This window comes from Tabrizicola sp. T46, assembly GCF_057219895.1.
In genome coordinates this window covers 714,404-739,080 of record NZ_JBXVVV010000002.1, presented here as the reverse complement: position 1 = coordinate 739,080, position 24,677 = coordinate 714,404, and the positions used below count along the sequence as shown (strand labels likewise).

The 24,677-nt window shown below is 64.7% G+C and carries 25 protein-coding genes; 13 read left to right on the top strand and 12 right to left on the bottom strand.

Translation table 11 applies throughout. The features are described 5' to 3' along the window. Positions 1-199 precede the first annotated feature (199 nt). On the top strand, positions 200-799 hold the full coding sequence (locus tag AC2D9V_RS11290) for an outer membrane protein (RefSeq protein WP_484714168.1): 600 nt from the start codon (positions 200-202) through the stop codon (positions 797-799). Between the two features lie 48 nt (positions 800-847). On the opposite strand, the gene rpoH is transcribed toward AC2D9V_RS11290, so the two are convergent. The 4 genes from rpoH to AC2D9V_RS11270 all read right to left on the bottom strand — a co-directional run bounded on the left by rpoH (position 848) and on the right by AC2D9V_RS11270 (position 4,177). Further along, entirely contained in the window at positions 848-1,744 is an 897-nt protein-coding gene (rpoH, locus tag AC2D9V_RS11285) for an RNA polymerase sigma factor RpoH (protein ID WP_484714167.1), read from the bottom strand. A gap of 244 nt (positions 1,745-1,988) precedes the next feature. Continuing rightward, positions 1,989-2,450: a GNAT family N-acetyltransferase gene (locus AC2D9V_RS11280; protein ID WP_484714166.1), complete on the bottom strand. Its 462-nt coding sequence runs from the start codon at positions 2,448-2,450 to the stop codon at positions 1,989-1,991. 11 nt (positions 2,451-2,461) lie between these two features. Continuing rightward, entirely contained in the window at positions 2,462-2,719 is a 258-nt protein-coding gene (locus AC2D9V_RS11275; protein WP_484714165.1) for a YjhX family toxin, read from the bottom strand. 423 nt (positions 2,720-3,142) lie between these two features. After that, on the bottom strand, positions 3,143-4,177 hold the full coding sequence (locus tag AC2D9V_RS11270; protein ID WP_484714164.1) for an RluA family pseudouridine synthase: 1,035 nt from the start codon (positions 4,175-4,177) through the stop codon (positions 3,143-3,145). On the opposite strand from AC2D9V_RS11270, the gene AC2D9V_RS11265 reads away from it, so the two are divergent. The 10 genes from AC2D9V_RS11265 to AC2D9V_RS11220 all read left to right on the top strand — a co-directional run bounded on the left by AC2D9V_RS11265 (position 4,176) and on the right by AC2D9V_RS11220 (position 13,827). Then, complete coding sequence (locus AC2D9V_RS11265; protein ID WP_484714163.1) at positions 4,176-4,490, top strand: DUF6476 family protein; 315 nt, start codon at positions 4,176-4,178, stop codon at positions 4,488-4,490. The two genes, AC2D9V_RS11270 and AC2D9V_RS11265, sit on opposite strands and share 2 nt — an antisense overlap. Before the next feature lie 82 nt (positions 4,491-4,572). Continuing rightward, on the top strand, positions 4,573-6,015 hold the full coding sequence (locus tag AC2D9V_RS11260) for an amidase (RefSeq protein WP_484714162.1): 1,443 nt from the start codon (positions 4,573-4,575) through the stop codon (positions 6,013-6,015). A gap of 74 nt (positions 6,016-6,089) precedes the next feature. After that, on the top strand, positions 6,090-7,151 hold the full coding sequence (locus AC2D9V_RS11255; RefSeq protein WP_484714161.1) for an ABC transporter ATP-binding protein: 1,062 nt from the start codon (positions 6,090-6,092) through the stop codon (positions 7,149-7,151). 2 nt (positions 7,152-7,153) lie between these two features. Continuing rightward, positions 7,154-8,068, top strand: a complete 915-nt coding sequence (locus AC2D9V_RS11250; protein WP_484714160.1) for an ABC transporter permease — start codon at positions 7,154-7,156, stop codon at positions 8,066-8,068. Further along, positions 8,061-8,864: an ABC transporter permease gene (locus tag AC2D9V_RS11245; RefSeq protein WP_484714159.1), complete on the top strand. Its 804-nt coding sequence runs from the start codon at positions 8,061-8,063 to the stop codon at positions 8,862-8,864. Before AC2D9V_RS11250 ends, AC2D9V_RS11245 begins: the two co-directional genes overlap by 8 nt. A gap of 18 nt (positions 8,865-8,882) precedes the next feature. Beyond that, complete coding sequence (locus AC2D9V_RS11240; RefSeq protein ID WP_484714158.1) at positions 8,883-9,911, top strand: extracellular solute-binding protein; 1,029 nt, start codon at positions 8,883-8,885, stop codon at positions 9,909-9,911. 66 nt (positions 9,912-9,977) lie between these two features. Continuing rightward, positions 9,978-11,405 (top strand): amidase, encoded by a 1,428-nt coding sequence (locus tag AC2D9V_RS11235; protein ID WP_484714157.1) that lies wholly within the window; start codon positions 9,978-9,980, stop codon positions 11,403-11,405. 10 nt (positions 11,406-11,415) lie between these two features. Continuing rightward, positions 11,416-12,351, top strand: a complete 936-nt coding sequence (locus tag AC2D9V_RS11230; RefSeq protein WP_484714156.1) for a Gfo/Idh/MocA family protein — start codon at positions 11,416-11,418, stop codon at positions 12,349-12,351. After that, positions 12,348-13,043 carry an acylneuraminate cytidylyltransferase family protein gene (locus AC2D9V_RS11225; RefSeq protein ID WP_484714155.1) on the top strand — a complete coding sequence of 232 codons (696 nt, stop codon included), beginning with the start codon at positions 12,348-12,350 and terminating at the stop codon, positions 13,041-13,043. Before AC2D9V_RS11230 ends, AC2D9V_RS11225 begins: the two co-directional genes overlap by 4 nt. Beyond that, positions 13,036-13,827: an SDR family NAD(P)-dependent oxidoreductase gene (locus tag AC2D9V_RS11220; RefSeq protein WP_484714154.1), complete on the top strand. Its 792-nt coding sequence runs from the start codon at positions 13,036-13,038 to the stop codon at positions 13,825-13,827. The genes AC2D9V_RS11225 and AC2D9V_RS11220 overlap by 8 nt, the downstream gene beginning before the upstream one ends. A gap of 66 nt (positions 13,828-13,893) precedes the next feature. Here the strand turns inward: AC2D9V_RS11220 and AC2D9V_RS11215 are convergent, their stop codons facing one another. The 3 genes from AC2D9V_RS11215 to neuC are packed head-to-tail and all read right to left on the bottom strand — an operon-like array spanning position 13,894 to position 17,574. Beyond that, the gene (locus AC2D9V_RS11215; protein WP_484714153.1) at positions 13,894-15,219 is read right to left on the bottom strand and encodes a 3-deoxy-D-manno-octulosonic acid transferase; all 1,326 of its coding nucleotides are present in this window, start codon (positions 15,217-15,219) and stop codon (positions 13,894-13,896) included. After that, positions 15,216-16,442 (bottom strand): 3-deoxy-D-manno-octulosonic acid transferase, encoded by a 1,227-nt coding sequence (locus tag AC2D9V_RS11210; RefSeq protein WP_484714152.1) that lies wholly within the window; start codon positions 16,440-16,442, stop codon positions 15,216-15,218. Before AC2D9V_RS11210 ends, AC2D9V_RS11215 begins: the two co-directional genes overlap by 4 nt. 10 nt (positions 16,443-16,452) lie before the next feature. Further along, positions 16,453-17,574: a UDP-N-acetylglucosamine 2-epimerase gene (neuC, locus tag AC2D9V_RS11205; protein WP_484714151.1), complete on the bottom strand. Its 1,122-nt coding sequence runs from the start codon at positions 17,572-17,574 to the stop codon at positions 16,453-16,455. A 486-nt stretch (positions 17,575-18,060) separates the two neighbouring features. Here neuC and AC2D9V_RS11200 point away from each other — a divergent pair, with 486 nt between their 5' ends. Beyond that, positions 18,061-18,909, top strand: a complete 849-nt coding sequence (locus AC2D9V_RS11200) for a polysaccharide pyruvyl transferase family protein (protein WP_484714150.1) — start codon at positions 18,061-18,063, stop codon at positions 18,907-18,909. A gap of 67 nt (positions 18,910-18,976) precedes the next feature. Further along, on the top strand, positions 18,977-19,987 hold the full coding sequence (locus tag AC2D9V_RS11195) for a glycosyltransferase family A protein (RefSeq protein ID WP_484714149.1): 1,011 nt from the start codon (positions 18,977-18,979) through the stop codon (positions 19,985-19,987). Between the two features lie 26 nt (positions 19,988-20,013). Here the strand turns inward: AC2D9V_RS11195 and AC2D9V_RS11190 are convergent, their stop codons facing one another. From AC2D9V_RS11190 to AC2D9V_RS11170, 5 genes are read right to left on the bottom strand one after another with little or no spacing between them, the layout of a single operon-like run. Beyond that, on the bottom strand, positions 20,014-21,177 hold the full coding sequence (locus AC2D9V_RS11190) for a rhamnan synthesis F family protein (RefSeq protein ID WP_484714148.1): 1,164 nt from the start codon (positions 21,175-21,177) through the stop codon (positions 20,014-20,016). Then, positions 21,174-21,938 carry a glycosyltransferase family 25 protein gene (locus AC2D9V_RS11185; protein ID WP_484714147.1) on the bottom strand — a complete coding sequence of 255 codons (765 nt, stop codon included), beginning with the start codon at positions 21,936-21,938 and terminating at the stop codon, positions 21,174-21,176. The genes AC2D9V_RS11190 and AC2D9V_RS11185 overlap by 4 nt, the downstream gene beginning before the upstream one ends. Beyond that, the gene (locus AC2D9V_RS11180) at positions 21,935-22,963 is read right to left on the bottom strand and encodes an N-acetylneuraminate synthase family protein (RefSeq protein WP_484714146.1); all 1,029 of its coding nucleotides are present in this window, start codon (positions 22,961-22,963) and stop codon (positions 21,935-21,937) included. Before AC2D9V_RS11180 ends, AC2D9V_RS11185 begins: the two co-directional genes overlap by 4 nt. Positions 22,964-23,011: 48 nt before the next feature. Then, on the bottom strand, positions 23,012-23,554 hold the full coding sequence (gene thpR / locus AC2D9V_RS11175) for an RNA 2',3'-cyclic phosphodiesterase (RefSeq protein WP_484714145.1): 543 nt from the start codon (positions 23,552-23,554) through the stop codon (positions 23,012-23,014). Then, positions 23,551-24,657: an acetoin utilization protein AcuC gene (locus AC2D9V_RS11170; RefSeq protein ID WP_484714144.1), complete on the bottom strand. Its 1,107-nt coding sequence runs from the start codon at positions 24,655-24,657 to the stop codon at positions 23,551-23,553. Before AC2D9V_RS11170 ends, thpR begins: the two co-directional genes overlap by 4 nt. Positions 24,658-24,677: the final 20 nt, after the last annotated feature.

Here is a 24,677-nt window from a genome sequence, read left to right as displayed (position 1 = left end):
GTCCCGCTAGGTTCGGGCCTGTTACTGGTCGAGGCGTTTGCAGGCAACCTCAAATGAGGTCCCCCGGTTCGATGTTGCAGTCAACACACCCGAACAACGGTCGAAATTTGCCTTGTAGTCCTTGCGTTGAAGCGGTGTATGCTCGTCGGGCGTACGCGTATCCCCGCGGCTGGCCTCTGGCAAGGATTGGACAACAGACATGAAGGTGTACGGCGCAGTTGCATTGCTGTTCCTAAGCGGCGCGGCCCAGGCGCAGGACTGGACCGGGTTCTATGTCGGCGGCTCGCTGAGTTACGACAAGATCGAGATCAACGATCTGTCCTTCGGTGACGGGCCTGTGGATATCTCGGGCATAAGCCCCGTTCTTTTTGCCGGGTACAACTTCCAGTCGGGCAATCTGGTCTATGGCGCCGAAGCTCTTGTGATTGATCAGTCCGGTGACGCGGACGATGGTAACTTCCTCCGTCCGGCAACTGCCGATGGTTCGACACAGATTCGCGGACGCATCGGATACGTCTATGACGACGTCCTTCCCTATCTTGCCATCGGTGCGACCAGCACCAGGGTCAAGGTTGACCGTGGGGGGAATGGAAATCCCGTTGATTTGACAGACGACTCGGCTTCCGGCACCTCGGTCGCGCTTGGTCTTGATTGGTCCCTGAACGAAAAATCCTTCGTCCGCTTCGAGGTCGAGACGACAAGCTACAGTGACGGCACGCTGCTGTTTTCCGGGAGCTCTCCGCTCGACTATAATCTTGATGCCAGCCGTATCTCGGTCGGCTACGCTTACCGGTTCTAAGCATGGCAGGGCGGAACGCAGGTTCCGCCCCTCCGCGTTTCGAGAACCTTAGGCCGGGATCACCATGCCCTTGCCCTTGGCCAGTTCGCGCATCTTGGCCTGCAGCTTCTCGAAGGCCCTGACCTCGATCTGGCGGATCCGCTCTCGGCTGACGCCATAGCTTTCCGACAATTCTTCCAGCGTCACCGGGTCTTCCGCAAGGCGGCGCTGCATCAGCACGTCCTTCTCGCGGTCGTTCAGGACCGCCATCGCCTGCACCAGAAGCGCGCGGCGGGCGTCCAGCTCGTCCTTCTCCTCGTAGGCTTCGGCCTGGTCGCTGTCCTCGTCCTCCAGCCAGTCCTGCCACTGGGTGGCGCTGTCGCCATCGCTGCCGACCGTCGCATTCAGGGACGCATCCGACCCCGACAGGCGCCGGTTCATGTCGATGACCTCTTCCTCGGTCACGCTGAGGTCCTTGGCGATCTGCGCCACGTTCTCGGGGCGAAGGTCGCCCTCCTCCAGCGCGCCGACCTTGGCCTTGGCTTTCCGCAGGTTGAAGAACAGCTTCTTCTGCGCGGATGTCGTGCCCAGCTTCACCAAAGACCACGACCGCAGGATGTATTCCTGGATCGAAGCACGGATCCACCACATCGCGTAGGTGGCCAGCCGGAAACCCTTTTCCGGATCAAACCGCTTGACCGCCTGCATCAGGCCGACGTTGGCCTCAGAGATCACCTCGGCCTGCGGCAGCCCATAGCCGCGGTAGCCCATGGCGATCTTCGCGGCCAGACGCAGATGGCTCGTCACCATCCTGTGCGCGGCCTCGGTGTCCTGGTGGTCCACCCAGCGCTTGGCCAGCATGTATTCCTCTTCCGGTTCCAGAAGCGGAAACTTGCGGATTTCCTGCATGTAGCGGTTCAGCCCCTGTTCCGGGCTTGGTGCGGGAAGGTTCGTGTAGGTGCTCATTCAGTGCCCCCTAAGCTGCCCCGGTGCGACTGCGCCCCCGGGAGACCGTGAAACCTATGCGCAGATGACAACTCCTGCAAGAGGCGCTCCTGCCACAAGGTTACTTAACGTCAGATGTCGCCCGCGCGCGCCTTATGTAAAGCCACGTTACATAAGGGTCACGCGAACGTGCGAGGCCCGTCAGATCGCCACGCGCGCGCCCGGCCCGCGACGACCGTTGCCGCCGGGGCCAGGAACGCCCGCTTCAGACAAGCGACCGGGTGTAGATCACCTTGTCGTCATCCGCCGCATAGTAGTTGCGGATTCGCGCCGCGCGGTGAAAGCCTAACCGCCGGTAGAAGGCCCGCGTTCCGGAAAAGCCTTCCGTGCCCGATGTTTCCACCAGCAGAAGCCGACCGCCGCGTGATCTGACATCTGCCTCGACCGCCGCCACCAGCGCCCGGCCAAGGCCCTGGCCCTGCAGTGCCGGCAAGACTGCCAGCGCCAGAAGGTTCCAGGTCCCGTCGGTCAGTCGCTCCGGCGCGGCATAGGCGAGGCCCTCCCCTCCTTCGGTGATCAGCCAAAGCTCGGGGGCGCTGCCCGAAAGGCCGGGCGCGGCCATCTCGGGCAAGAGGTCCGGGGGAAAGAGGTCCACCGCGGCAATGACGGCCCCTGCCGCGGAAAGGTCTTCATGCGTCATCGCGCAGATGTTGAAATTCTGCGTCATCGGGTGCCTCCTTACCCTTGGTTGTCAAGTTGCGCGCGTACGGACAGCCGTCCCAGCCGGGTGATCCGGTAGGGGGCGCCGCTTTCGGAAGCGATCAGACGCTTCCGCCGCAAGCGTTGAAAGACCGACAGCGTGCAGTCGGTCAGGATCAGCCCCTCGCGTGAGACGCAAAGGACCTCATCGATCTTCGTGCCATTGCGGGAATGGTCGATGCGGCCCCCAAGGGCCAGAACGTGCAGCACGCGCTGCTCGTGACGTGAGATGTTCATTGAAGGAAACCGGAGTGAAAGCCGTGTTCAGACCGGCGGCAAAGGCCCAGTGGCCCGCCACCTGTCGCTCACGCCACCTGTCCCCGATCCATCGGGGCGGGCGGCATCAGCAGGCTCCCGCAATCTCCGGCATAAACTCTCCATCGGACAGCGCGCAAAGCTGCTGCCGCCTTGGCAGGACGATAACGGACCAGATCCGAACCCTCAAGGCGCAGGGCGAAGGAGGGGGGAAGGAAGTCACAGAAATGGGCAGAGGTGCCACAGGCGCCTGCGCCTGGCAGGTGCCGGATCGCGGCGGCGGCATCGGCCTGCCGGGCCGCCGCCCAGCAGCGTGGTCACGGGTTAAGAAATGGTAAATGAAAACATGCAAAACATTGATTTCATGTTATTTTCCGATTTTGACCACTGTGGTCACTCCCGTGGTCACCCGCCCCGCAGGGCCTCGATCAGCCCGGCCATATCCTCTGGCAGGGGCGCCGCGAATTCCAGCCGCTCCCCCGTGACCGGATGATCGAACCCCAGGGTGGCGGCATGCAGGGCCTGCCGGGGAAAGAGGTTCGCCACCTCCGCCCCCGCCGCCTTCCCGCCCAACTTCCGCCGCCCGCCGTAGGTCTGGTCGCCCACCAGACCATGCCCGACATAGGACAGGTGAACCCGGATCTGATGGGTCCGCCCGGTCTCCAGCCAGCACTCGACCAGCGCCGCCTGGTCCCCGAAGGCCTCGGCCACCCGGACCCGGGTGACCGCGTGCCGGCCCTCCTCCCAGACCACCGCCTGCCGCTGCCGGTCGGTCCGGTGGCGGGCCAGGTGGGTCGCGATCCGGATCACGCCCGCGGCCTCCGCCGTCACCCCCCGCAGCCCTCGCAGCCTGGGGTCCGAGGCGAGGGGAACCCCATGCACGACCGCAAGGTAGCGGCGGGTGACCGAGTGTTCCTCGAACTGCCGGGCAAGTCCATGGTGCGCGCGGTCGGTCTTGGCAACGACGAGGAGGCCCGAGGTGTCCTTGTCGATCCGATGCACGATCCCCGGCCGCTTCGCCCCCCCGATCCCCGACAGGGTGTCCCCACAGTGATGAAGCAGGGCATTGACCAGCGTCCCCGAAGGCGTGCCCGGTGCCGGGTGGACGACCATCCCGACCGGCTTGTCGATGACGATGAGGTCGGCATCCTCCCACACGACCGCCAGAGGGATCGCCTCGGGCAAGGTCTCGATCTCGACCGCCGGGTCGAGGCGGAGGCTATAGACCTGCCCCGCGGCGACCTTGGCCTTGAGGTCCGTCACCACCTGCCCATCCACGCTTACCGCCCCCTCGGTGATCATCCGGGCCAGCCGCGACCGCGAGAGTGCCGCATCCTCTGGCACGGCGAGGGCAAGCGCCTTATCAAGGCGGGCGGGGGCGCCGTCACCGATGGTGACGGTCAGTGTCCCGACCTCTTCGTCGTCGAAAGCCTCGCCCATGTCCGATCCCACCGACGCCCCCGATCCGGCCCTGCCGCCCAGCCTGCGGTTCCTGAAATGGCTGGTCATCCTGCTGACGCTCACGATGATCGGCGGTGTCATAACCGTGGTGGGCCTGCTTGTCACCCGGATGCCGCAGGCGTTCCAGTCCCCGGCCCCCAGCCTGCCCGATGGCTTCACCCTGCCCGAGGGCGCGAAGGCCGAGGCCGTGACCTTTGGCACCGGCTGGATCGCCGTGGTGACAGAGGACGACCGCATCCTCATCTTCGGCCGCGACGGTCGCCTTCGGCAGGAGATCGCGATCTCTCCCTGATCGCCGGAATCCGACGCCACTGCGGCGTGGATGGGCATGACCGGGCGGCCGGCGGGACGCAGGCTGCCCCGGAAGAATGGGGATGACGATGATTGGTGACCTGGGTGCTTCGGACGCAACCGAACTTGCGGGATGGGTGGCGAAGGGAGAGGTCAGCCCGACCGAACTTCTCGACGCAGCCCTTGCCGCGGTCGAGGAACGGAACCCCGCCCTCAACGCGGTCGTCCTGATCCAGGAAGGTGTCGCGAGGAAGGCGATCGCCGACGGCCTGCCCCCGGGGCCGTTCCGGGGCGTGCCCTTCCTGATCAAGGACCTCGGGATCGAGGCGAAGGATTTCCCCAGCCACAACGGCAGCCGCCTTCTGGCGAACACCACCTACCCCGGCGACAGCGCGATTTTTGCCCGGATCAAGGCCACCGGCGTCGTCACCTTTGGTCGCACCACCAGCCCCGAGGGCGGGATCGGCGCGGCGACCGAGGCGGCCGTCTACGGCGGGCCGACGCGGAACCCGTGGAACACCGGCCATACCTCGGGCGGCTCGTCCGGCGGGGCGGGGGCGGCGGTGGCGGCGGGGATCGTGGCCTTTGCCCATGGGTCGGACGGCGGCGGATCGGTCCGCATCCCGGCCTCATCCTGCGGGCTTTTCGGCTTCAAGCCCACGCGGGCGCGCCTGCCCGACGGCCCCTATGCGGGCGAGGGCTGGGCAGGCATGGCGATCGACGGGTTCCTGACCAGATCGGTCCGCGACACCGCCGTGATGCTGGACGCCTGCGAGGGTGCCGACCCTGGCGCGCCATACTGGGCACCGCCGCTGACACGCGGCCACGCCGCCGCGATCAGCCGCCCGCCCCGCCGCCTCCGGATCGGGATTTGCGACACCACTTTCACCGGCACGCCCATCCACCCCGAGGTGGCCGAGGCGGTGCGCGCGACAGGTAAGCTACTGGAATCACAAGGACATATCGTCGAACCGGCGCGACCGCAGGCCGACACGCCGGGCATGATGCGCGCCTGGACCGACATCGTCGCCATCGGCACAGCGCTGGGTATCCGCAGCGCGCTGAAGGGGCGCGCGCTGACGCCCGAGCTTGTCGAAGGCGTCGGGCGCGGCGCGGTCGCGCATGCCGAGACGCTGCACCCCACCCGCTATCTTGAGGCGGTGGGCGAAATCCATGCCTTCGGCCGCCAGATGGCCGGGTTCTTCGACGGGGGTCCCGATATCCTTCTGTCGGCCACCCTTGCCGAGCCACCCGCGAAGGTGGGCCGCTTTGCCCATGACACCACCGATTACGTCGGCTACCGCACCGGGCCCGAGGGCATCTTCGCCTATTCCCCCTTCTGCGCGGTCTTCAACGCGAGCGGTCAGCCTGCGGCCAGCCTGCCGCTGGGCTGGTCCTCGGACGGGTTGCCAATCGGCGTCCACCTTGCCGCCGCTTTCGGGCAGGACGAATTGCTGATCGCCTTGTGCGCAGAGGTTGAGCGCGCCGCGCCCTGGGCGGCGAAACGGGCGCCGATGGCCGGATGAGGCCGAAGGAATCGCTTGTCACTGGCGGCGTCCGCCGACCAGTATGATCAAAACATCCCTGGGGAGGGTGCTGCTTGACCGCCGAGATCACGATCTCTGCCCGCAATGTGGTGAAGGCCTTCGGTCAGGGTGCCACTACGGTGCGTGCGCTGGACGATGTGTCCGTCGATATCCGGAAGGGCGAGTTCTTCACGCTGCTCGGACCGTCGGGCTGTGGCAAGACCACGCTTCTGCGCCTGATTGCGGGGTTCGAAATGCCCTCGGGCGGCACGATCCTTCTGGATGGGGCGGATATCACCACGCTGCCGCCGAACCGGCGCCCGGTGAACACGGTGTTCCAGAGCTACGCGCTTTTCCCCCACCTCACGGTGGCGCAGAACATCGCCTTCGGGCTGGAAATGCTGGGAAAACCGGCCGCCGAGGTCAAGGCGCGGACGGCGCAGATGCTTGCGCTGGTGAAGCTTGAGGCGATGTCCGGGCGCAAGACCAGCCAGCTTTCCGGCGGGCAGCAGCAGCGGGTGGCGCTGGCCCGGGCGCTGGCACCGCAGCCGAAGGTCCTTCTCCTGGACGAACCCCTGTCGGCGCTTGATCTGAAGCTTCGCAAGGAGATGCAGATCGAGCTGAAGCGGCTGCAGCTGGAAACCGGGATCACCTTCGTCTTCGTGACACACGACCAGGAAGAAGCCCTGACCATGTCCGACCGCATCGCGGTGATGAGTGCGGGCAAGATCCAGCAGGTGGGGACGGCCAAGGACATCTACATCCATCCGAAGAACCGCTTCGTAGCGGATTTCATCGGCGAGACGAACTTCCTGCACGGGAAGGCCGAGGCGGGCGCGCTGGTCCTTCCCTCGGGCGACCGGATCGAGGTTCAGGGACTGGCGGCCGGGGGCGAGGCGACGGTGATCGTGCGCCCCGAACAGCTGCGCCTTGGTCCGGCGGGACAGGGGCTGAAGGCGACGGTACGGGCACTGGTCTACTTCGGCACCGACACGCATTGCCACCTGGGCCTGGCCGACGGCACCGAGATCGTGGCCCGCCTGCAGAACCCCGCCACCGGCGACGCGGGCCTGACCGAAGGGCAGGAGGTCGGCATTACCTTTGCCCCGGGTGCGGTCCAGCGGGTGGAGGACTGACGATGAGCCCCGCCGAGGAAAACGCGGTCAGGACCTCGGCCCGGAACGGCTGGCTTCTGTCGGCGCCGGCGCTGGTGGTGCTGCTTCTGGCGGCGATCGGGCCGCTGATGATCGTTGTCTGGTATTCCTTCCTGACGGCGAATGACACCGGCGGCGTGATCCGGGAATGGAGCCTGGACGGCTGGCGCGGAATCTTCCTGACCTACGACATTTTCGAGGAACGCTACGCGCTGGCCGACGCGCACCTCACGATCTTCTGGCGGTCGGTCTGGCTGTCGCTGACGACGACGCTTCTGACCTTCGTGATCGGCTTTCCCACGGCCTGGTTCATTGCCACCCGGCCGGAACGGGAACGCGCATTCTGGCTGTTCCTGATCACCATCCCGTTCTGGACCAACCTTCTGATCCGCACCTTCGCGATCAACGAGGTGATCCGCAACGAGGGCATCCTGAACACGATCCTCCTGTGGCTGGGCGTGATCGATGCGCCGCTGCAGATTGTCTATACCGAGACCGCCGTCCTGATCGGGATGACCTATGTCTACCTGCCGCTGATGGTGCTGCCCCTGTACGCCACCATCGAACGCTTCGACATGCGGCTGCTCGAGGCCTCGTACGACCTTTACGCCAGCCGGTGGAACACGCTGCGCCGGGTGATCCTGCCCATCGTCAAGCCGGGGATCATCGCGGGTTCCATCCTCGTCTTCGTACCCTCGCTCGGGGCTTACGTGACGCCGCGCATCCTGGGCGGGGGCAAGAACATGATGATCGGCAATTTCATCGAGCTGCAGTTCCTGCAGGGCAGGAACTGGCCCCTGGGCGCGGCGCTGTCGGTGGCGCTTCTCCTGATCGTGATGGTGGCGCTTCTGGTCTATGTCAGGGCCGCGAACCGTGACCGGAGCCAAGGCCATGGCTGAGCGCGGGTTTCAGATCAGCCGCCTGCCCGGCTTCGCGACGATCGCCATCGCGGCCTTCGTGCTTCTGTACCTGCCCATCGTCACGCTGGTCGCGTTTTCGTTCAACGCCTCGAACTCCATCGCAGTCTGGGGCGGGTTCTCGCTGCACTGGTATGCCGACGCCTGGGCGAACGATGACGTTCAGGCGGCCACCATGCGGTCGCTGATCATCGGGGTTTCGGCGGCCTTCCTGTCGACCATCCTCGCCACACTGGCGGCCCTTGGCACCACGCGGAGGAAGGCCTTCAAGGGCCAGACCTTCATCTATGTCGCGATCAACCAGCCCCTGATGGTGCCCGAGATCGTGACGGCGGTGGCGCTGATGATCTTCTTCGGGATCATCAAGGTCGCGACCGGATACCAGGGCCTGGGCTATCTGATCGCCGCCCACACGGCCTTCTGCATCCCCTTCGCCTACCTGCCGATCCGGGCGCGGCTGGAAAGCATGGACCTCGCACTGGAAACCGCCGCCGCCGACCTTTACGCCAGCCCCTGGGCCACCTTCCGCCGGGTGACGCTGCCGCTTCTGGCGCCGGGCATCATGGCGGGCGCGATGCTGGCCTTCGTGATCAGCCTTGACGATGTCGTCATCACCGAATTCGTGAAATCCGCCGGACAGGACACGCTTCCGACCTATATGCTCGGAGAGCTGCGCCGGTCCTTCACACCCGAGGTCAACGCGATCTCGACCATGCTGCTTGCGGTCACCATCCTCCTCTTGACCGCGTTCTTTCTACTCACACGCAAAAAAGACTGACCACCAAGGGAGACACCGATGAAACATCTTATGTCTGCAACCGCGATGTTCCTTGCCACGGCCACGCTGGCCGGGGCCGAGGGCGTCCTGCAACTGTACAACTGGGGCAACTACACCAGCCCCGAGCTTCTGGAGAAGTTCGAGAAGGAAACCGGGATCAAGGTCACCGTCACCGACTATGATTCGAACGACGTGGCCTTGGCCAAGGTCGAGGCCGGCGGGTCGGGCTTTGACCTCGTGGTGCCTTCGGCCAACTACGTGCCGATCTGGATCGAGAAGGGTCTGATCCAGGAGCTGGACCTTTCGAAACTCCCGAACCACGTCAACATCGCCCCGGAATGGCGCGACGTCGCCTGGGACCCGGGCCGGAATTTCACCGTCCCGTGGCAGTGGGGTTCGACCGGGCTGACGGTCAACACCAAGACCTACGGCGGCGACATCCACACCTCGGCCGTCTTCCTTGAGGTGCCGCCGGAACTGCAGGGCAAGATCAACGTGGTGCCCGAGATGAACGACATCGTGGCGCTTGCCACCATGTATGTCGGCGGCGAGCCCTGCAGCGAAGACCCCGAGGTCATGAAGAAGGCCCGCGACGTCCTGCTGGCCGCGAAGCCCAACTGGATCAGCATGGACTACGGTGCCACCGAACGCGTGTCGAACGGCGACTGGGCGGCGAGCGTGAACTGGAACGGCTCATCGATGCGGGTACGGCTGAACACCAACGGCGACGTGCAGTTCGGCTATCCGCGCGAAGGCTATCCGCTGTTCATGGACTCGGTGGCGCTCCTCAAGGACGCGACGAACGTGGAGGAGGCCTACAAGTTCCTCGACTTCATCATGCTGCCGGAGAACGCCGCGCTGATCTCGAACTTCGCGCGCTATGCCAACGGCATCACGGGGTCCGAAGCCTTCATGGATCCGGAAATGACCAATGCGCCGGAAGTGGTGATCCCTGAAGAGCACCGGGCAGCCGGCGTCTTCCTGCCGACCTGCACCGGCAAGTCGCTGGACTACATCACCGCGATCTGGACCGAACTGCAGAAGTAAGGTCCCGGACCAGCCGTCCGGGGGTTTTGCACCCCCGGACCCCCGCAGGATATTTGTGCAGAAAGGATGACCATGCTCGAATGGTCAGCCTCGGAGCTTTCGACCGCGATCCATGCGCGGAAGGTCGCGCCGTCAGAGGTGATGGCGGCCTGGCTGACGCAGGTTGATGCGGTCAATCCCGAGGTGAACGCGATCGTTTCGCAGCGCAACCCCGACGACCTCATGCGCGAGGCCAGGGCGCTGGATGATCTGGCACCTTCGGGCTGGCTGCACGGAATTCCCTTTTCTGTCAAGGACCTGGTGGCGACAAAGGGGCTCCGTACGACCTGGGGGTCGCCGCTCTTTGCCAGCCACATGCCTGCCGCCGACGACCTAGTGGCTGCGCGCCTCCGCGCGGCGGGCGCGGTGATCGCGGCCAAGACGAATGTGCCCGAATGGGGTCAGGGGTCGCATTCCTTCAACCCGGTCTTCGGTGTGACGCGGAACCCCTATGACCTGTCGCGCTCGGCCGGTGGGTCCTCGGGCGGGGCGGCGGCGGCGCTGGCCGCGCGCATGGCCTGGGTCGCGGATGGCAGCGACATGATGGGAAGCCTTCGCAACCCCGCCGCTTTCTGCAACGTCTACGGCTTTCGCCCGACCTGGGGCCTCGTCCCTCAGGATGCTGAAGGGGATACCTACCTTTCCACCATGTCCACCGAAGGCCCGATGGGCCGGACCGTTGAGGACGTGGCGCGCCTTCTTCTCGTCCTCGCGGGCGAGAACCCCGGAGCTCCGTTTCCGCGCGCGGTTCCGAATGTGCTTTCGGGTCTCGACCGGGGCATCAAGGGCATGAAGATCGGCTGGCTGGCCGACTGGGGCGGGGCCTATCCGATGGAGCCGGGTATCCTCGATCTCTGCACGGCGGCGCTCCGGCAGATGGAAGAGCTTGGCGCCGTGGTCGAGCCCCTGCCCCCGCCCTTCCCGGCCGAAAAACTCTGGTCGGCCTGGGTGACCCTGCGGGCCATGCTGAACGCAGGCAGCAAGCGGGCATTGGCCGACGATCCGGCCAGACGCGCCCTGACCAAGCCCGAGACGATCTGGGAGATTGAGCAGGGCCTGGGCCTGACCGCGCAGGCCGTCTATGAGGCAAGCGTCATCCGCAGCCGCTGGCACGCCCATGCAGCGCGGCTTTTCGACCGGTTCGATGCCGTGGTCCTGCCATCGGCGCAGGTCTGGCCCTTCCCCGCCGACTGGCGCTGGCCGGAAGAGATCGCTGGGCGGAAGATGGATACCTATCACCGCTGGATGGAGGTGGTGATCCCCGCCAGCCTGATCGGGCTGCCGGCCCTGTCGATCCCCGTGGGCTTTTCCGCCACCGGCCTGCCGATGGGCATGCAGATCATCGGCCGCTCGGGCGACGATGCGGGCGTACTGGCCATCGGTCAGGCCTGGCACCGCGCGACTGAGTGGCCGCAGCGCCGCCCGCCTCTGGTCGCTGGCGCGGTTTCGCGCTAGGGCTTCCTTCATGCGAGTTCTTGTCATCGGCTCTGGCTCTATCGGGCGTCGGCATCACGACAACCTGCAGGCTTTGGGGGCCTCATCCCGGCTTGTCTCGTGGCGCGAGGCGGGGCTTGGCGGCGCGCTGGCGGCTATGACGGATGCCGAGGCCGTGGTGGTCGCCACCGCGACCGACATCCGCCTGCCCATGATCGAGGCGGCGGCGGCGCGGGGGCTGCCGCTTTACATCGAAAAGCCGCTCGCCTTCCGGCCGGACGAGGTGGAGGCGATTGCCGAGGTTGCCGCCCCGGTCGCAGAACGGTCGATGCTGGGCCTGATGCTGCGCTATCACCCGGCGGTGCGGGCGCTGGCAGCGGCGGACCTGTCGGACGTCTTCCAGTTCGCGCTGACGATCGGACATGACGTGACCCAGTGGCGGCAGAACTGGCGGTTCTCGGAAAGCTACGCCGCCCGGGCGGACGGGGGTGGGGTGCTGCTGGACCTCTGCCACGAGCTTGATCTGGCGGCCTGCCTTTTCCCGGGGCTGGAGGTGACGCGGGTCGAAAGCCTTGGTCATCCGGCCTTCCCCGGCGTGGATTTCGCCAGCCGCGTCTCCTTGCGGCGGGGCGGGGTCGTGGGCGATGTGTCGATGGACTACCTGACGCCGCTTCTCCACCGCCGCACCCTGCTGCGGGGGACCGAAAGGATGCACGACTTCGACTTCGCGGCGCAGGCCTATCGGGTGACCGATCCTTCCGGCGTGCGCGACCTAGAGCTGCCCCTGGAACGGAACGCGATGTTCCTTGATGCGATGCGCGACTTCCTGCGGCTGGCTTTTGGCGGGGCGACATCGGGCAACCCGCTGATGCCGAGGCTGGACCTTTCCCTGCCCTCCGCCCGGTTGGTGGCGCGGGCCTGGGCGATGCGCGGCTTTGTCGGCGAGATCACGAAGGAGATCCCATGATCCTTGGCCACATCGGCGCGCGGAAAGGCTCCAAGGGCGTGCCGCGCAAGAACTTCCGGATGATGCATGGGAAGCCCCTGATCGACTGGTCGCTGGACCAGCTTTTCGCGCATCCGATGGTGGGGTCCGTGGTGGTCTCGACCGATGACGAGGAGATCTACGATCATGCGGTTGCGAAAGGGGCGCTGAAGATCGGCCTCCGCCCCGAGCATCTGGCGACGGACACGGCGGGGAAATGGGGGGTCTGGCAGCATGCGCTGGAGGCGTCGGAGGCCCTTGTCGGGCCGGTGGAGGCATTCCTTGACCTCGACTGCACCTCGCCCCTGCGGCTGCCCGAGGACATCACCGCGGCGCTGGAGCTGTTCCGGGCGGAACGTCCCGACATGGTGATGAGCTGCTGCGAGGCGCGGAAGAACCCCTACTTCAATCTGGTGGAGCCGGATGCGACGGGGGCGCTGCATGTCTCGAAGCCGCTGCCCGGCGGGGTGGTGGCGCGGCAGCAGGCGCCGGTAGTCTATGAACATGCCGCCTCGACCTATGTCGTCGATCCGGCCTACCTCAAACGGTCGAAGGGGTTGTGGGAAGGGCGGGTGATCCCCTACCTGATGCCGCCCGAACGGTGCGTCGACATCGACACGCCGTTCGATTTCCGGCTGGTGGAGTTTCTGATGGAGGAGACCCGGAATGGGTGAGCAGTTGAAGGGCCGGACGGTTTTCATCACCGGGTCGGGGGGGGTGCTGGGATCGACCTACGTCCGCCGGATGCTGGCCGAAGGGGCGCGGGTGATCGCGTCGGACCTGCCGGGCAAGCGGGCGGATGCTCTCGTGGAGGCGCATGGGGGCAACCCGGAGTTCCGGTTCTACCCGCTCGACGTCGCGAATGAGGACGAGGTGACGGGGATCTTCCAGCGCATCCTGAAGGACGGGTGGGAGCCGAACGTCGTCCTGAACAACGCGGCGATCACGGGGGAGCTTCTGATGGGGGCGGGGCAGCCGTTTCCAGATTTCGCGGACCTGAAGGTCAGCGACTGGGAAAAGACCCTGCGGACGAACCTGACGGGGCCCTTCATGGTGGCCCGGCAGATGGACCGGGACATCGTCGGGAGATGGCCCTGCACCCTGATCAACGTGGCGTCGATGTATGCCCTGAACGGGGCGCATCACCGGATCTACGAGGGGATGCCGTTCAAGAACTTCTCGGCTTACGGGGTCACCAAGGCGGGCATCCACGGGCTGACGGTCTGGCTGGCGGGCTACTGGGCGAACCGGGGGGCGACGGTGAACACGATCGCGCCGGGGGCGGTGTTCAACGGGCATTCGGAGGAGTTCCAGCGCCGGGTGGGGGAACTGATCATGCTGGACCGGATGGCGAAGCCGGACGAGATCGCGGATGCGATGCTGTTCCTAGCGAGCGCCCAGTCGGGCTACATCACGGGGCAGATGATCAACGTCGACGGTGGGTTCAGCGGCTGGTGAGGCAAGGCTGACCACAGTGGTCAAAATCGTCTTATTGTTTTATTACAATAGGTTACGCTTTTGCATTTACGTGGTCTTAACTTTTGCATCCAGCGCCGCGAGGGTCTTTTGCGTCGCCCCGGAATGGGCGGAGAAGAAGGCCTGAATGGTCTCGGGGCCGGGACCGGGCCAATCGATCAGGGCCTTGGTCAGGGCTTCCGGCGTCTCGACCCGGAGACAGACTCCGGCGGCGATGGCCTCGGTCGCCGGATATTCGATGGTATGGACCTCGGGCCCGACGATCACCGGGCGCTTCAGCGCGAGGGGTTCGATGATGTTGTGGGCTCCGTGCGGCGTGAAGCCGCCGCCGGTGACCACGCGGTCGGACAGGGCGATGTAGAAATACATCTCACCGAGACTGTCGCCGAGGAAGATGTCGGGGCCTCGGTCGGCGGCCGCCCCACCCCCCTCCCCTCCCCACGGGGGAGAGAGGAGGGTCTTCGGGGCAAGCGTTGCGTCCAGAACCTGACCGCGACGGACCAAGCGTAGGCCGCGTGCCGCGATCATCGCGGCGACCTCGTCGAAGCGTTCGGGTTTGCGGGGGACGTAGACCGCGAAGGGGCGAGACGGGTGGTTCAGGGCTGAGGCGATGGCGTCGAGGTAGAGGTCATCTTCGCCCTCGACCGCCGACGCGAAGGTGATGACGGGGTGGCCCCCGGCGAGCAAGGGGCGCAGGGCTTCGGCAGCGGCCACGAGATGCGGCGGGATAGGTTGATCGAAGCGCAATTCGCCCGTGACGCAGATGTTCTGCACCCCGACCGAGGCGAAGCGCCGCGCCTGAAGGTCGGACTTCACGAAGGCCCCGGCATAGGCCTGCATCAGGAGATGCCGCAGGCCGGATCGCGCGTCACGGTCCATCGACTTCGTCGGATACTGGGCATTGCACATGAAAAGCGGAATGCCGGCGTTCCGCGACGCGAAGATCATCCGGGGCCAGATCTCGATTTCCATCACGAGGCCAGCCTTCGGGCGGAAGGCGCGGAAGAAGCCGCGGTAGGCCCATGAGGTTTCGAACGGCACCCAGACAGCGGCCATGCGCCCGGCGGCGATCTCGGAGGCGAAGACCCGTTCCGCCTCACGCCGCCCGGCGGGGGTGAAATGGGTGGTGACGACGGGATCGCCCCGGTCGAGAAGCGCGCGGACGAGCGGTACGGCGGAGCGCATTTCGCCCAGGGAGACGGCATGGACCCAAGTTGCACCGGGCAAACGCTGGCGGTAGCGGCCGAAACGTTCGGCAAGCTGCTGGCTGTAAAGCGCATCCTTCCGGCCCCTGCGCCAGAGGTAGACAAGGATGAACGGAAGGCCGAGGTGCCAGAGAAGCGACCAGAGGCGGAGGAAGAGCCAGAGCCTCATGCAAGGCCCGCGAGCGACAAGAGCTCTTCTGCCAAGGGGTCGAGCGCCCCCCGGGCGGCCTCGGACAGGGCACGGGCGCGGTCGGCCACGGCGGCATGGTCGGCGGCGAAGGCGGCGGGAAGGGCCTCGGGCTGGACCGGAACGGCTGCACCTGCCCGATGCAAAGCCTCAAAATCGCTGGCAAAGTTGGCGATCCGGGGACCATGCAGGATGGCCGAACCAAGGGCGGCGGGCTCCCACGGGTTGTGGCCTTCGGTCGGGCCGTAGGTGCCGCCGATGATCGTGACCGGGCAGAGGCGATACCAGAGGCCCATCTCGCCGAAGGTATCGACGATCCAGAGGTCGGCGGTCGGCCCCTGCCCCTTGCTGCGAAGGGTCGCGGTCAGGCCGTGTTCTGCGGCGCGGGCAGCGATCTCTGGCCCCCGATGCGGGTCGCGGGGGGCGATGAGGACCGTGGGCAGCGGGTAGGTCGTCCGGAGCGCGGTCAGCAGAACCGCCTCGTCCTCCGGGTGGGACGAGGCAAGGAGCACGGGCTTGCGGCCGACCATGTGCGCCCGCGCCTCGGCAAGGGCGGAGGGATCGGCGGCAAGCGGCGGCGCGGCGGCCTTGAGCGAGGGCGCGACGCGGACGCCCTTTGCGCCCAGCGCAGTCAGGTGGCCTGCGGTTGCGTCGTCCTGCGCGGTGACAAGGGCGAAACGGGCGAAGAGGTCGGCATAGAGCCCGCGCCATCGGCGACGACGAGCGTAGGCGTCGGCGTTCATCCTTGCGTTGACGAGGGCGAGCGGGATGCCGCGCGCGTCGCTTGCGGCCACGGCGCCGGGCCAGAGGTCCTGCTCGGCCCAGATGGAGAGCGACGGTTTCCAGTGGTCGAGGAAGCGTGCGAGGTATTGCGGCGCGTCGAGCGGCAGGAACTGGTGCCGGGTGCGGGGCGGCAGGTTCGCCGCAAGGACCTCGGCCGAGGCGCGGGTGGTGGAGGTGACGAGGAACTCCGCGTCCGTCCGGTCGGCCATCGCGGCGATGAGGCCACGTAGGGCGAGCGTCTCGCCCAGGCCGACGGCGTGGAGCCAGATCAGCGGGCCGTCGGGGCGGGGGGCCGTCGGTTCGCCCAGTTTCTCGCGCCAGCGGTCAGGGAGTTCCTTACCCTTCGCCAGCCGTTTCTGGAGGTGGCCGGGGGCAAACAACGGAATCGCCCGCGACGCCGCGAGGTATGCGCTGAGGGCCATCCCCTTGGGCTTAGGCGATGTCACGGAAGGCCTTTTGCAGGCTGAGGGACCAGAAGCCGGGATCGGCCAGCGTTTCGACAAAGCGCTGCGCGGCGGTGCCCTGGCCGAAGCCGTCATGCGGGACCGCCTGCCGGCCCCAGTGTTCGCGCAGGAACCCGAGGATGGCCGCGCGGTCGGACGCCTCACAGGCCGTGACCGAGGGCGCGTCGGAGCGGTTCGACTGGCGCGTGCCAATGTCGAGAGACGGAAGGCCAAGGAACGGCGCTTCGCGCACGCCGGCGGAGGAATTGCCGACCATGCAGGCGGCGTTCTTCATCAGTTCGGAGAAATGCGCGAACCGCATTGAGGGGAGGAGGCGGAAGCGGTCCTTCGGGAGCTGTTCGAGGACATCGAAGATCGCCGCAGAGCCGGGGTCGTTGTTCGGGGCGATGACGACGAAGGGGCGGCCCGAGACTTCGAGGGCACCGAAAAGGTCCTCTGCCTGACGCCCGATCGTGTCCTGTTCCGAGGTCACCGGGTGGAAGGTCGCGATGCCGAATTCGGCGAAGGGGATGGCGTAGCGGGCGCGCACCTCGTCCATCGTGACACCGGAGGGGCGGGCGTGGAAGTCAAGTTCGGGCGAGCCGATGACGTGGATCGTCTCGGGCGGCTCACCCAGGGCGCGGACGCGGGTGGCGGCGGCGTCGGACGAGACGAAGTGGTGGGTGCAGAGCTTGGTGTTGCAGTGACGGAAGACCTCATCGATCGTGCCCGAGACCTCGCCCCCCTCGACATGGGCCGAGCGGACATAGTTCGTCGCGGCGACAAGGGCACCGGCCAGCGCCTCGATCCGGTCACCGTGAAGGAGGATGAGGTCGGGCTTTTCCTGATGGACGAAGGCGGAAAAACCGGTGACGGTGCGGGCAAGGATCTGGTCCTGCGGGTCGCCTTCGAACTGGTTCGGGGCTTCGTGGACGGTGACGCCGGGCATCCGCCGCACCTCGTTCACGGTGAGGCCGTAGCGGTCCATCAGGTGCATGCCGGTGACGAAGAAGGTCACGCGGTGGCCGGCGTCGCGGGCGGCCGCGGCCAGGGGCTGCAGCTTGCCGAAATCGGCGCGGGTGCCGGTGAGGAAGAGGAGGTGTCGGGTCATTCCGGGGTTGAACACCTTGTGGCCACGTTCGATATGAACAGCGCCGGACGGATTGTCCAGCCACTCGGGCTGGCCCCGCCCACTTGACCTCGTGCGCAGGGGCTGGTGGGGAGAGGTGCCGCATGTCGGAAGAGGGCCAGTGGGCTGGATGCGGGACTACTGGCTGGCCCATGGCGGGACGGTGTAGTCGGGTTTCTTCGCGGCTTGCGATCTTCAGCGGGAAACCTGGCCCGAGACCGCTTGCCTGGTTGCCTCGAGATAGGCGAAGCCATATCGCTGATCCGGTTCAAGATGGGGAACCAATCGAAAATGTCGCTTGGCTGCACACCAATCGCGCCTTACGAATGCCTTCGCCGGAAGTTTCAGCTCGCCACCTCGGCTGCGACTGCGACAGTCACGCTTATAGACCCTCATGACTTAAGTGACTATGCCTTTACACGGCACTCTGCTTGGAACATGTTGAATGAAGGGGCCTAAGAACTAATGATGAAAGGTCCAAGAACCTCCCAATCAATTTCTCTCTTTTGGTGTTTGCGAGAACACGGAAGTAAGAAGAACTTTGGCGATGACATGTCACCAATGCTTCTCGAATATGCAACTGGTCGCCCGGTGCGCTTTGCTGAACCCAAGAAGGCAGATGTGATTGGTCTTGGTAGCATTCTACAGTTGCTATGTAGCCGCAAGAAAGCTGCGCGATCATTGGCTTATAGGGCCATTAGCTTGCGACGCCTTAGACCTGTTGTCTGGGGCAGCGGAACGACAGGCATGGACGCAACAGGAACGATGCCATTGACTGACTTTGTATCATGGCATCTTGACGTGCGCGCTGTAAGAGGGCCCGCGACCGAGAAAAAGTTGGGAGTGCGATGCGGTGTCTTCGGCGACCCGGCCATACTTGCGAGCAAGTTCTGGCCAACTCCCTCCAAAAAGACGCGTCATATTAGCATCATCCCACACTATACGGACAAGTCCTCCCCCGAACTTGAACGAGTTAAATCTCTGTTTCCACAGGCAAAGATTATTTCCGTTGAAGATGAAGTGGATCAGGTTGTGAGTGAAATTTCATCAAGCGAGCTGATCCTTTCAAGCTCCCTGCACGGATTAATCATCGCCGACAGCTTTGGGATACCCAACTATCGGCTAGTGCTGGGCGGACAACTCACCGGCGGAGACTTCAAGTTCAACGACTATGCAATGGGAATTGGGCGGCCTAACATCTCTCCGATAGCACTTGACGCATCGGATAACTTGTTCGCCGGAGATTTTGACTATCAAAGGAACCTGGACGCCGTCTCCGAGCGCTTGCTTAAGGCAATGTCTGACCTTGCAGCCTAGCAACGCCTTGAAAAGGCAAATCCGAGAAGCAATCTGGGTAGTACGAATAAGAATAAGGGCGAACGAGATGGGTGAAGATGGAGCCATAACCTATTTGTTGCGCTGTCATAGCATTTCCGCTCTCCCGAAGCTTAAGAACGCGCTTTTGAGCATCTCCGCACAAACATATGCAGACGTTAAGGCGCTTGTGGTGCTACAGGATCTGCCAGAAAATGAGGTGACACAGATCAACTTAGCGATAAACAAACTACGAGATGAACTTAGCCTGGATGCTTGCCTGAGGAACTTTTCTTTTCCGCGTCCTGGCGACCATAGGGGCGCTCTATTGAATTTGGGCCTGCAGATTGTTAGCACCCGATATGTGGCGTTTCTGGACTATGATGACATTGTTTATCCTAGTCATGCAGAGATCCTTATTTCTGACTTGGTTCAAAGCAGCGCTTCGAATGCTGTTGCAAGTTTTGGGGGCTGCACTCTCGCTTTCTACGACGATATTGGAAACGGAGAAATCTACGTTACCGAAAGGCGGGTATTTTCAGATCGTCCCTCTGTCTTGTCTTGCCTCATAACGAACTGTTTTCCCATCCATTCATATGTCTTGGACCTGCGTCGTATCCAGGCAATGCCAAGATTCGATGCGGAGTCGAAATTGCATGAAGATTACATCTTCTTGCTGGAACTCCTTGAATCTTATCCTGTCAGCACGCGACAGTGTAGGGCTCAGCTTTGCGAGTACCGTATCAGCAATAGTGATTCCAATACGGTAGCAATTCGAAGTAGTACAGCGAAGGTGGATAGAGCCAAGAAGGAAGCTTGGTTAAGAGATCTTGAGCGAGTAGAGCGTAGAAAGTCTGGTCGCTCTTTTCGAGTTCCGTATAGTGAGATTACCGAACTAGGCGATATTTCGATACTATCAAGACAGCCGTTCCTAAGAGGTCTTCTTGTATGTCAGATCGCAAAGTCCATTCGCAAGAAATATGGGGTAGATGAGGCAAGGAGGTTTCTGGGAGACCCAAAAGTCTATTCTCGGACGATAGCACCTGAGAAGCGATCCCTGCTAATGAAACTTTTCTGTTAGGTGCCAGTTTAATAGGCGGAGTTTTGTCACAGTGTGCGCTCCGCTGTAGCAGGATCGTGAGTCTTGATCATCCGGATCATTTCGTCAAGGATCTCGGGTGCCGGCGAGGCGATCAGGCCGTTCTCGACAGCACGCAGGTAGTTCTGCCGCATCTCGTGGAAGTAGGTCTGCGAGTTCTTCTTCAGGTACATCGTGCCGAAAAGTCGGTCTGACGCGTAGCAGAAGCTGGTCGTAAAGGGGCGACGCAGGGCGTTCTTGCGGATATGCTCCAGCGCAGCTTGCCGCCAGGCCTCATCGTCAGAGTACCGCGCCAGAAGATCGGCGCGTTCTTTGCGGTAGTTGTAATCTGCATAGGCAGCGTAGTCGAGGGTCGTTCGAAGGAACTCTGCATCGCAGGTCTCGATGGCCCCGATGAATTTCGACCGCCGCATGACCCCGTCGAAGCGTGCGCCATGGCGCATCATGTGTTTCGAAAACCCGATCTCGCCGTGCTTGATCGTGTAGGGCTTGCTGCTGGACATGCGGTAGTCGACCCAGTAGGCGGAAAATGCTTTGGACTCAACGCAGACCCTCGAAAACAGGAAGAAGTAGGATTCAAGCTGGCGCAGTTCAAAATGGTAGGTGCCATCCTTGTGGTAGCGCACCTTCTGGTCCTGATTCAGGCCGACAGCATCCAGACCGCCCGCGTCCAGGCGCGCCTCGAGCACCGGGATCGGATCGCCCTGCATCGGGAACCACACGCTGTCGTTCATGATCAGCAGGCGATCCGGCGTCGGGCCATGCTGGCCAAGGATACGCAGCCCATCGCGGTAGCCGCCGAAGTCATAGCCGAAGTTCGGGCGCGTCACGAGCAGCCAACTCGTTGCACGCAAGCGCTCGGCGTCCTGCGGCAGGATCGGGCTGTTCATCACGATCAGCGGGGCATAGCCGTTGCGGACGAGGTAGTCGAGCGTCAGGAAGACCGAAGGCGCAATCCCCTTCGGCTGGTAGACAAGGAAGATCGCCACCTTCGCCTGCCTCGCAACAGCGCCGGGCTGCGTCTGGACGATCCGGTCGAAGTCCCGGTCATGGGCCTCCAGCCGGCGCTTGTGCGCCATGCGGTCAGGCAGCGAAACGAGATAGCCGGGCAGATCGACGATCTTGTACCAGATGCGCAGAAGCTCGCGCTTCAGCTTCCACTTCGGGATCATGCCTTACCCCCGAGGCGGCCCTTGCGGGAGAGATAGGAAAGGCGGCCAAGGCGCGTGCCTGCGCGCGCCCAGAGGGTCGGCAACCGGCGCCAGAGCGGCCATTTCTGCACGCCGCCGAAGTTGCTGCCGGTGATCGTGCTTTCGTTGCCATCGTCGACGTGGCTGGGAAAGGGCTCCAACCCGTAGTGCCGGAAATCGTGCACATGGATGCGGTCAAGTTCGTGATCGATGGGCCGGTGGATCGGCAGCATCGCGGGCAGAAGCCGCGCGGCAAGGTCGCGCCGGATCAGGTAGGCGCCAAGCCCGGTGGCCGGCCCGGCATAGGCGTTGAGGCTGTAGGGCCCAAGCCGGCCCTGGCGGCGCGGGTTCTTCGCCCGGATCTTGTTGAGCTTGAGGAAATCCCATTCCTCCGCGTGATCCAGCGCAAGGTTCAGCGCCGGCAGGAAATCGTCATGGAAGACGACGTCGTCTTCCAGCACCAGTCCCACCTTGTACGGGCTGTTGAGCAGGGCCCGCCAGACGCCAAGGTGCGAATGATAGGCGCCGATCTCGCCCTTCATGATCTCGCGCCCGACGTTGCGGCGGAATTCGTCTGTGGCGACGGTGGATTTCAGGCGGTCCCATTCGGCAGTCCCGTCGACGGCAGGAAAAAGGGTGTAGTCGAGCCCGATCGCGGCAAGGCGCGTCTCCATCGTTTCCCGACGCGCCCGGGAGCGGTCGAGGTTGATCAGCCAGACACCAAGTCCGGGCGGCTGCGTCACCCCAGATCCTCCCATTTCAGCTGGGTGTTCCGCGTCACTGCGCGGGTCAGGCGTTTGCCCACGACCTTGTCGAAGTCATAGGCCGCGATTTCTCCGCTGCCGGGGCGGCGGGCCCAGATGTCGGCCTCGGTGATGACATGACCAGCGGGAAGGTCCTTGTCGGCGACGACCGAGCCACGGGCGAAGCGGTAGACGTCTTCCTCGGGCGCGCTGCGCTGTTTAGGGTTATTGGCGGCGATCCAGATTTCCTTCGACCGGTCGATCAGGAACCGCAGTTCCGCCGGGTCCATCGAGTTGATGATGTCCGGGCCCTTGCGGTAGCGGGTGTCGGTGAAGTGGCGTTCCAGGATGCAGGCACCAAGGGCGACCGAGGCCAGCGCCATCTCGGGGCCGATGGAGTGGTCGGAAAAGCCGACGACGGCCTTCGGGAAGGCCTGCTTCAACTCGGTGACGCCGCGCAAGCTGACGATCTCGGCCGGGCTGGGGTAGAGGTTCGTGCATTCCAGAAGCGCGTATTCAACGCCGGCCGCATCGAGGATGTCGACCGAAGCGCGAATAGTTTCAATCGTTTGCATCCCCGTCGACAGGATCACCGGTTTCCCCTTCCGCGCGATATGGCGGATGAGGGGCAGGTTATCCGCCTCGCCCGAGCCGATCTTGTAGGCGGGCACATCCTGCGTTTCCAGCCAGTCGGCGGCGGCGCGGGAGAAGGGGGTGGAGATCCAGATCAGGCCGAGGCTTTCGGTGTAGCGCTTGAGCTCGGCCTCTTCGTCGAGGGAAAGCGCGCAAGCCTCCATCACGTGCCAGATCGAGACGTCGGCGTTCGGAGGGAAGATCGACTTCGCCTCTTCCGTCATCTCGTCTTCGATGATGTGGGTCTGGTGCTTGATCATCTCGCAGCCCGCACCCGCGGCGAGGCGTACCATTTCCTTGGCGACGGCAAGGTCGCCGCCGTGGTTGATGCCGATCTCGGCGATGACAAGCGGAGGATGGCCGGGGCCGATCTCGCGGTTGGCGATCTTCATGGGGGTCTCCTTGCTTGTCCCCCGTGCTGCATGACGGCTTGGGGCCTGTCAAGCCAGCGGGTATCGCGCCAGCACCTCGTAGTGCGGACCGCTGCCGGTGCGGTGGCTTTGCCACAGGACTATATCCTCGACCTGCCAGGGGTCGGTGCGGAAGCCTGTCCCCATGGCGATGGCGCGTTCCAGCCGGGCGGTCTCTGCGAAAGCGGGGGGCGGGAAGCGGCCAAGCGTGACGTGCGGCACGTAGCGGCGTGCGTCGATCGGGCAGCCGGCGCGGCGGGCCATGGTTTCCGCCTTGGCCTGCAGGTGCATGAGCGGAGGGGACGGCGCGACCCCGGCCCAGGCGGTGTGGGGCTTGTCCTTGCCGAAAAGGCCAAGGCCTTGCAGGTAAACGGGAAAGCCCGGCACCCGCAGGGTCTCAAACCCTTCATGCGCGGCTTGCAGTGCGTCTTCGGGGCAGTCGCCAAGGAAGACCAGCGTCAGATGGAAGCTTTCGGGTTCCACCTTGCGCGGCAGGGGCAGGAGGAACTGCTGCACGGTCAGCGCGCCGCATTGTGCCGGCGGGATCTCGATGCCAAGAAAGGCGCGGATCATCGGCGGGCCAGCTGCGCAAGGCGGTCGCGGATCTCGGGCCGGACTGGACCTTCGCGGGGAGCGTCGAGGAGGGTGGCAAGGAGGTCAGGCGCCGGCGGCGGGCGGCTGCCGCCGTTCCAGGAGAGGGCTTTCAGGACGGCTGCTGCCGTGTCGGGCAGGCGGTCGGGCATGTCCTGGCCCGCAAGCAGGCCCCAGATCGCCGTCCAGAGCCGCCCGACCGACCAGGGGTTGTAGCCGCCTCCACCAAGGACAAGCACACGTGGAGCGAGGGGTAACAGGGACGTGAGTGCCTCGAGGTAGGCGCGGTTCGAGAGCGACAGGCGCGAGAGCGGGTCTTCCGCCAGGCTGTCGGCACCACATTGCAAGACGATGGCTTCGGGGCGGAATTCGTCCACGCGGGGCAGGATCAGGCCTTCAAGCACAGCCCGCGCCTCGCTGTCGCTATAGCCTTTCGGGACCGGCAGGTTGAAGGCGCTGCCGCCGGCGTCATCCTCCAGCTTGCCAGTGAACGGCCAGCGCCCTTCTTCGTGGACCGAGATCATCCGCACGCCGGGGTCACCGGAAAATGCAAGCTCCACCCCGTCGCAGTGGTGGGCATCAAGATCGACATAGGCGATCCGCGTCAGGCCCGCGCGCTGCAGGACACGCAGCCCAAGGACGACGTCGTTGAGATAGCAGAACCCGTTCGCCCGGTCGGGGAGTCCGTGATGAGTGCCGCCACCGGGGACATGGATCACGCCGGGAGTTGCCGCCAGAAGCTCGGCCGCCAGCATCACGCCCCCTGCCCCGGTCGCCGGACGGCGGTAGACCTGCGGAAAGACCGGGTTGGTGAGAGTGCCAAGCTGGAACCGCTGCCGCATCTCCGGCGTGGCCTCGCCGAGTGCCTCGGCGGACTGCAGGGCAGCGACATAGGCGGGATCGTGCCAGAGGGTCAGCGCCGAAGGCTTGGCGCGCGGGCTGGTGCGATAGCGGTCGGGCGGCAGCCAGCCCAGTGCGCGGGCAAGGTCCATCACCGTGGACACCCGTGGAATCCGCAGCGGGTGGGCACCGCCGTAGGACGAGCCGCGGTAGATCTCGGACCCGATGAAGAGCGGCCCAGTCACCGCAGGACGCGGCGGCGGGC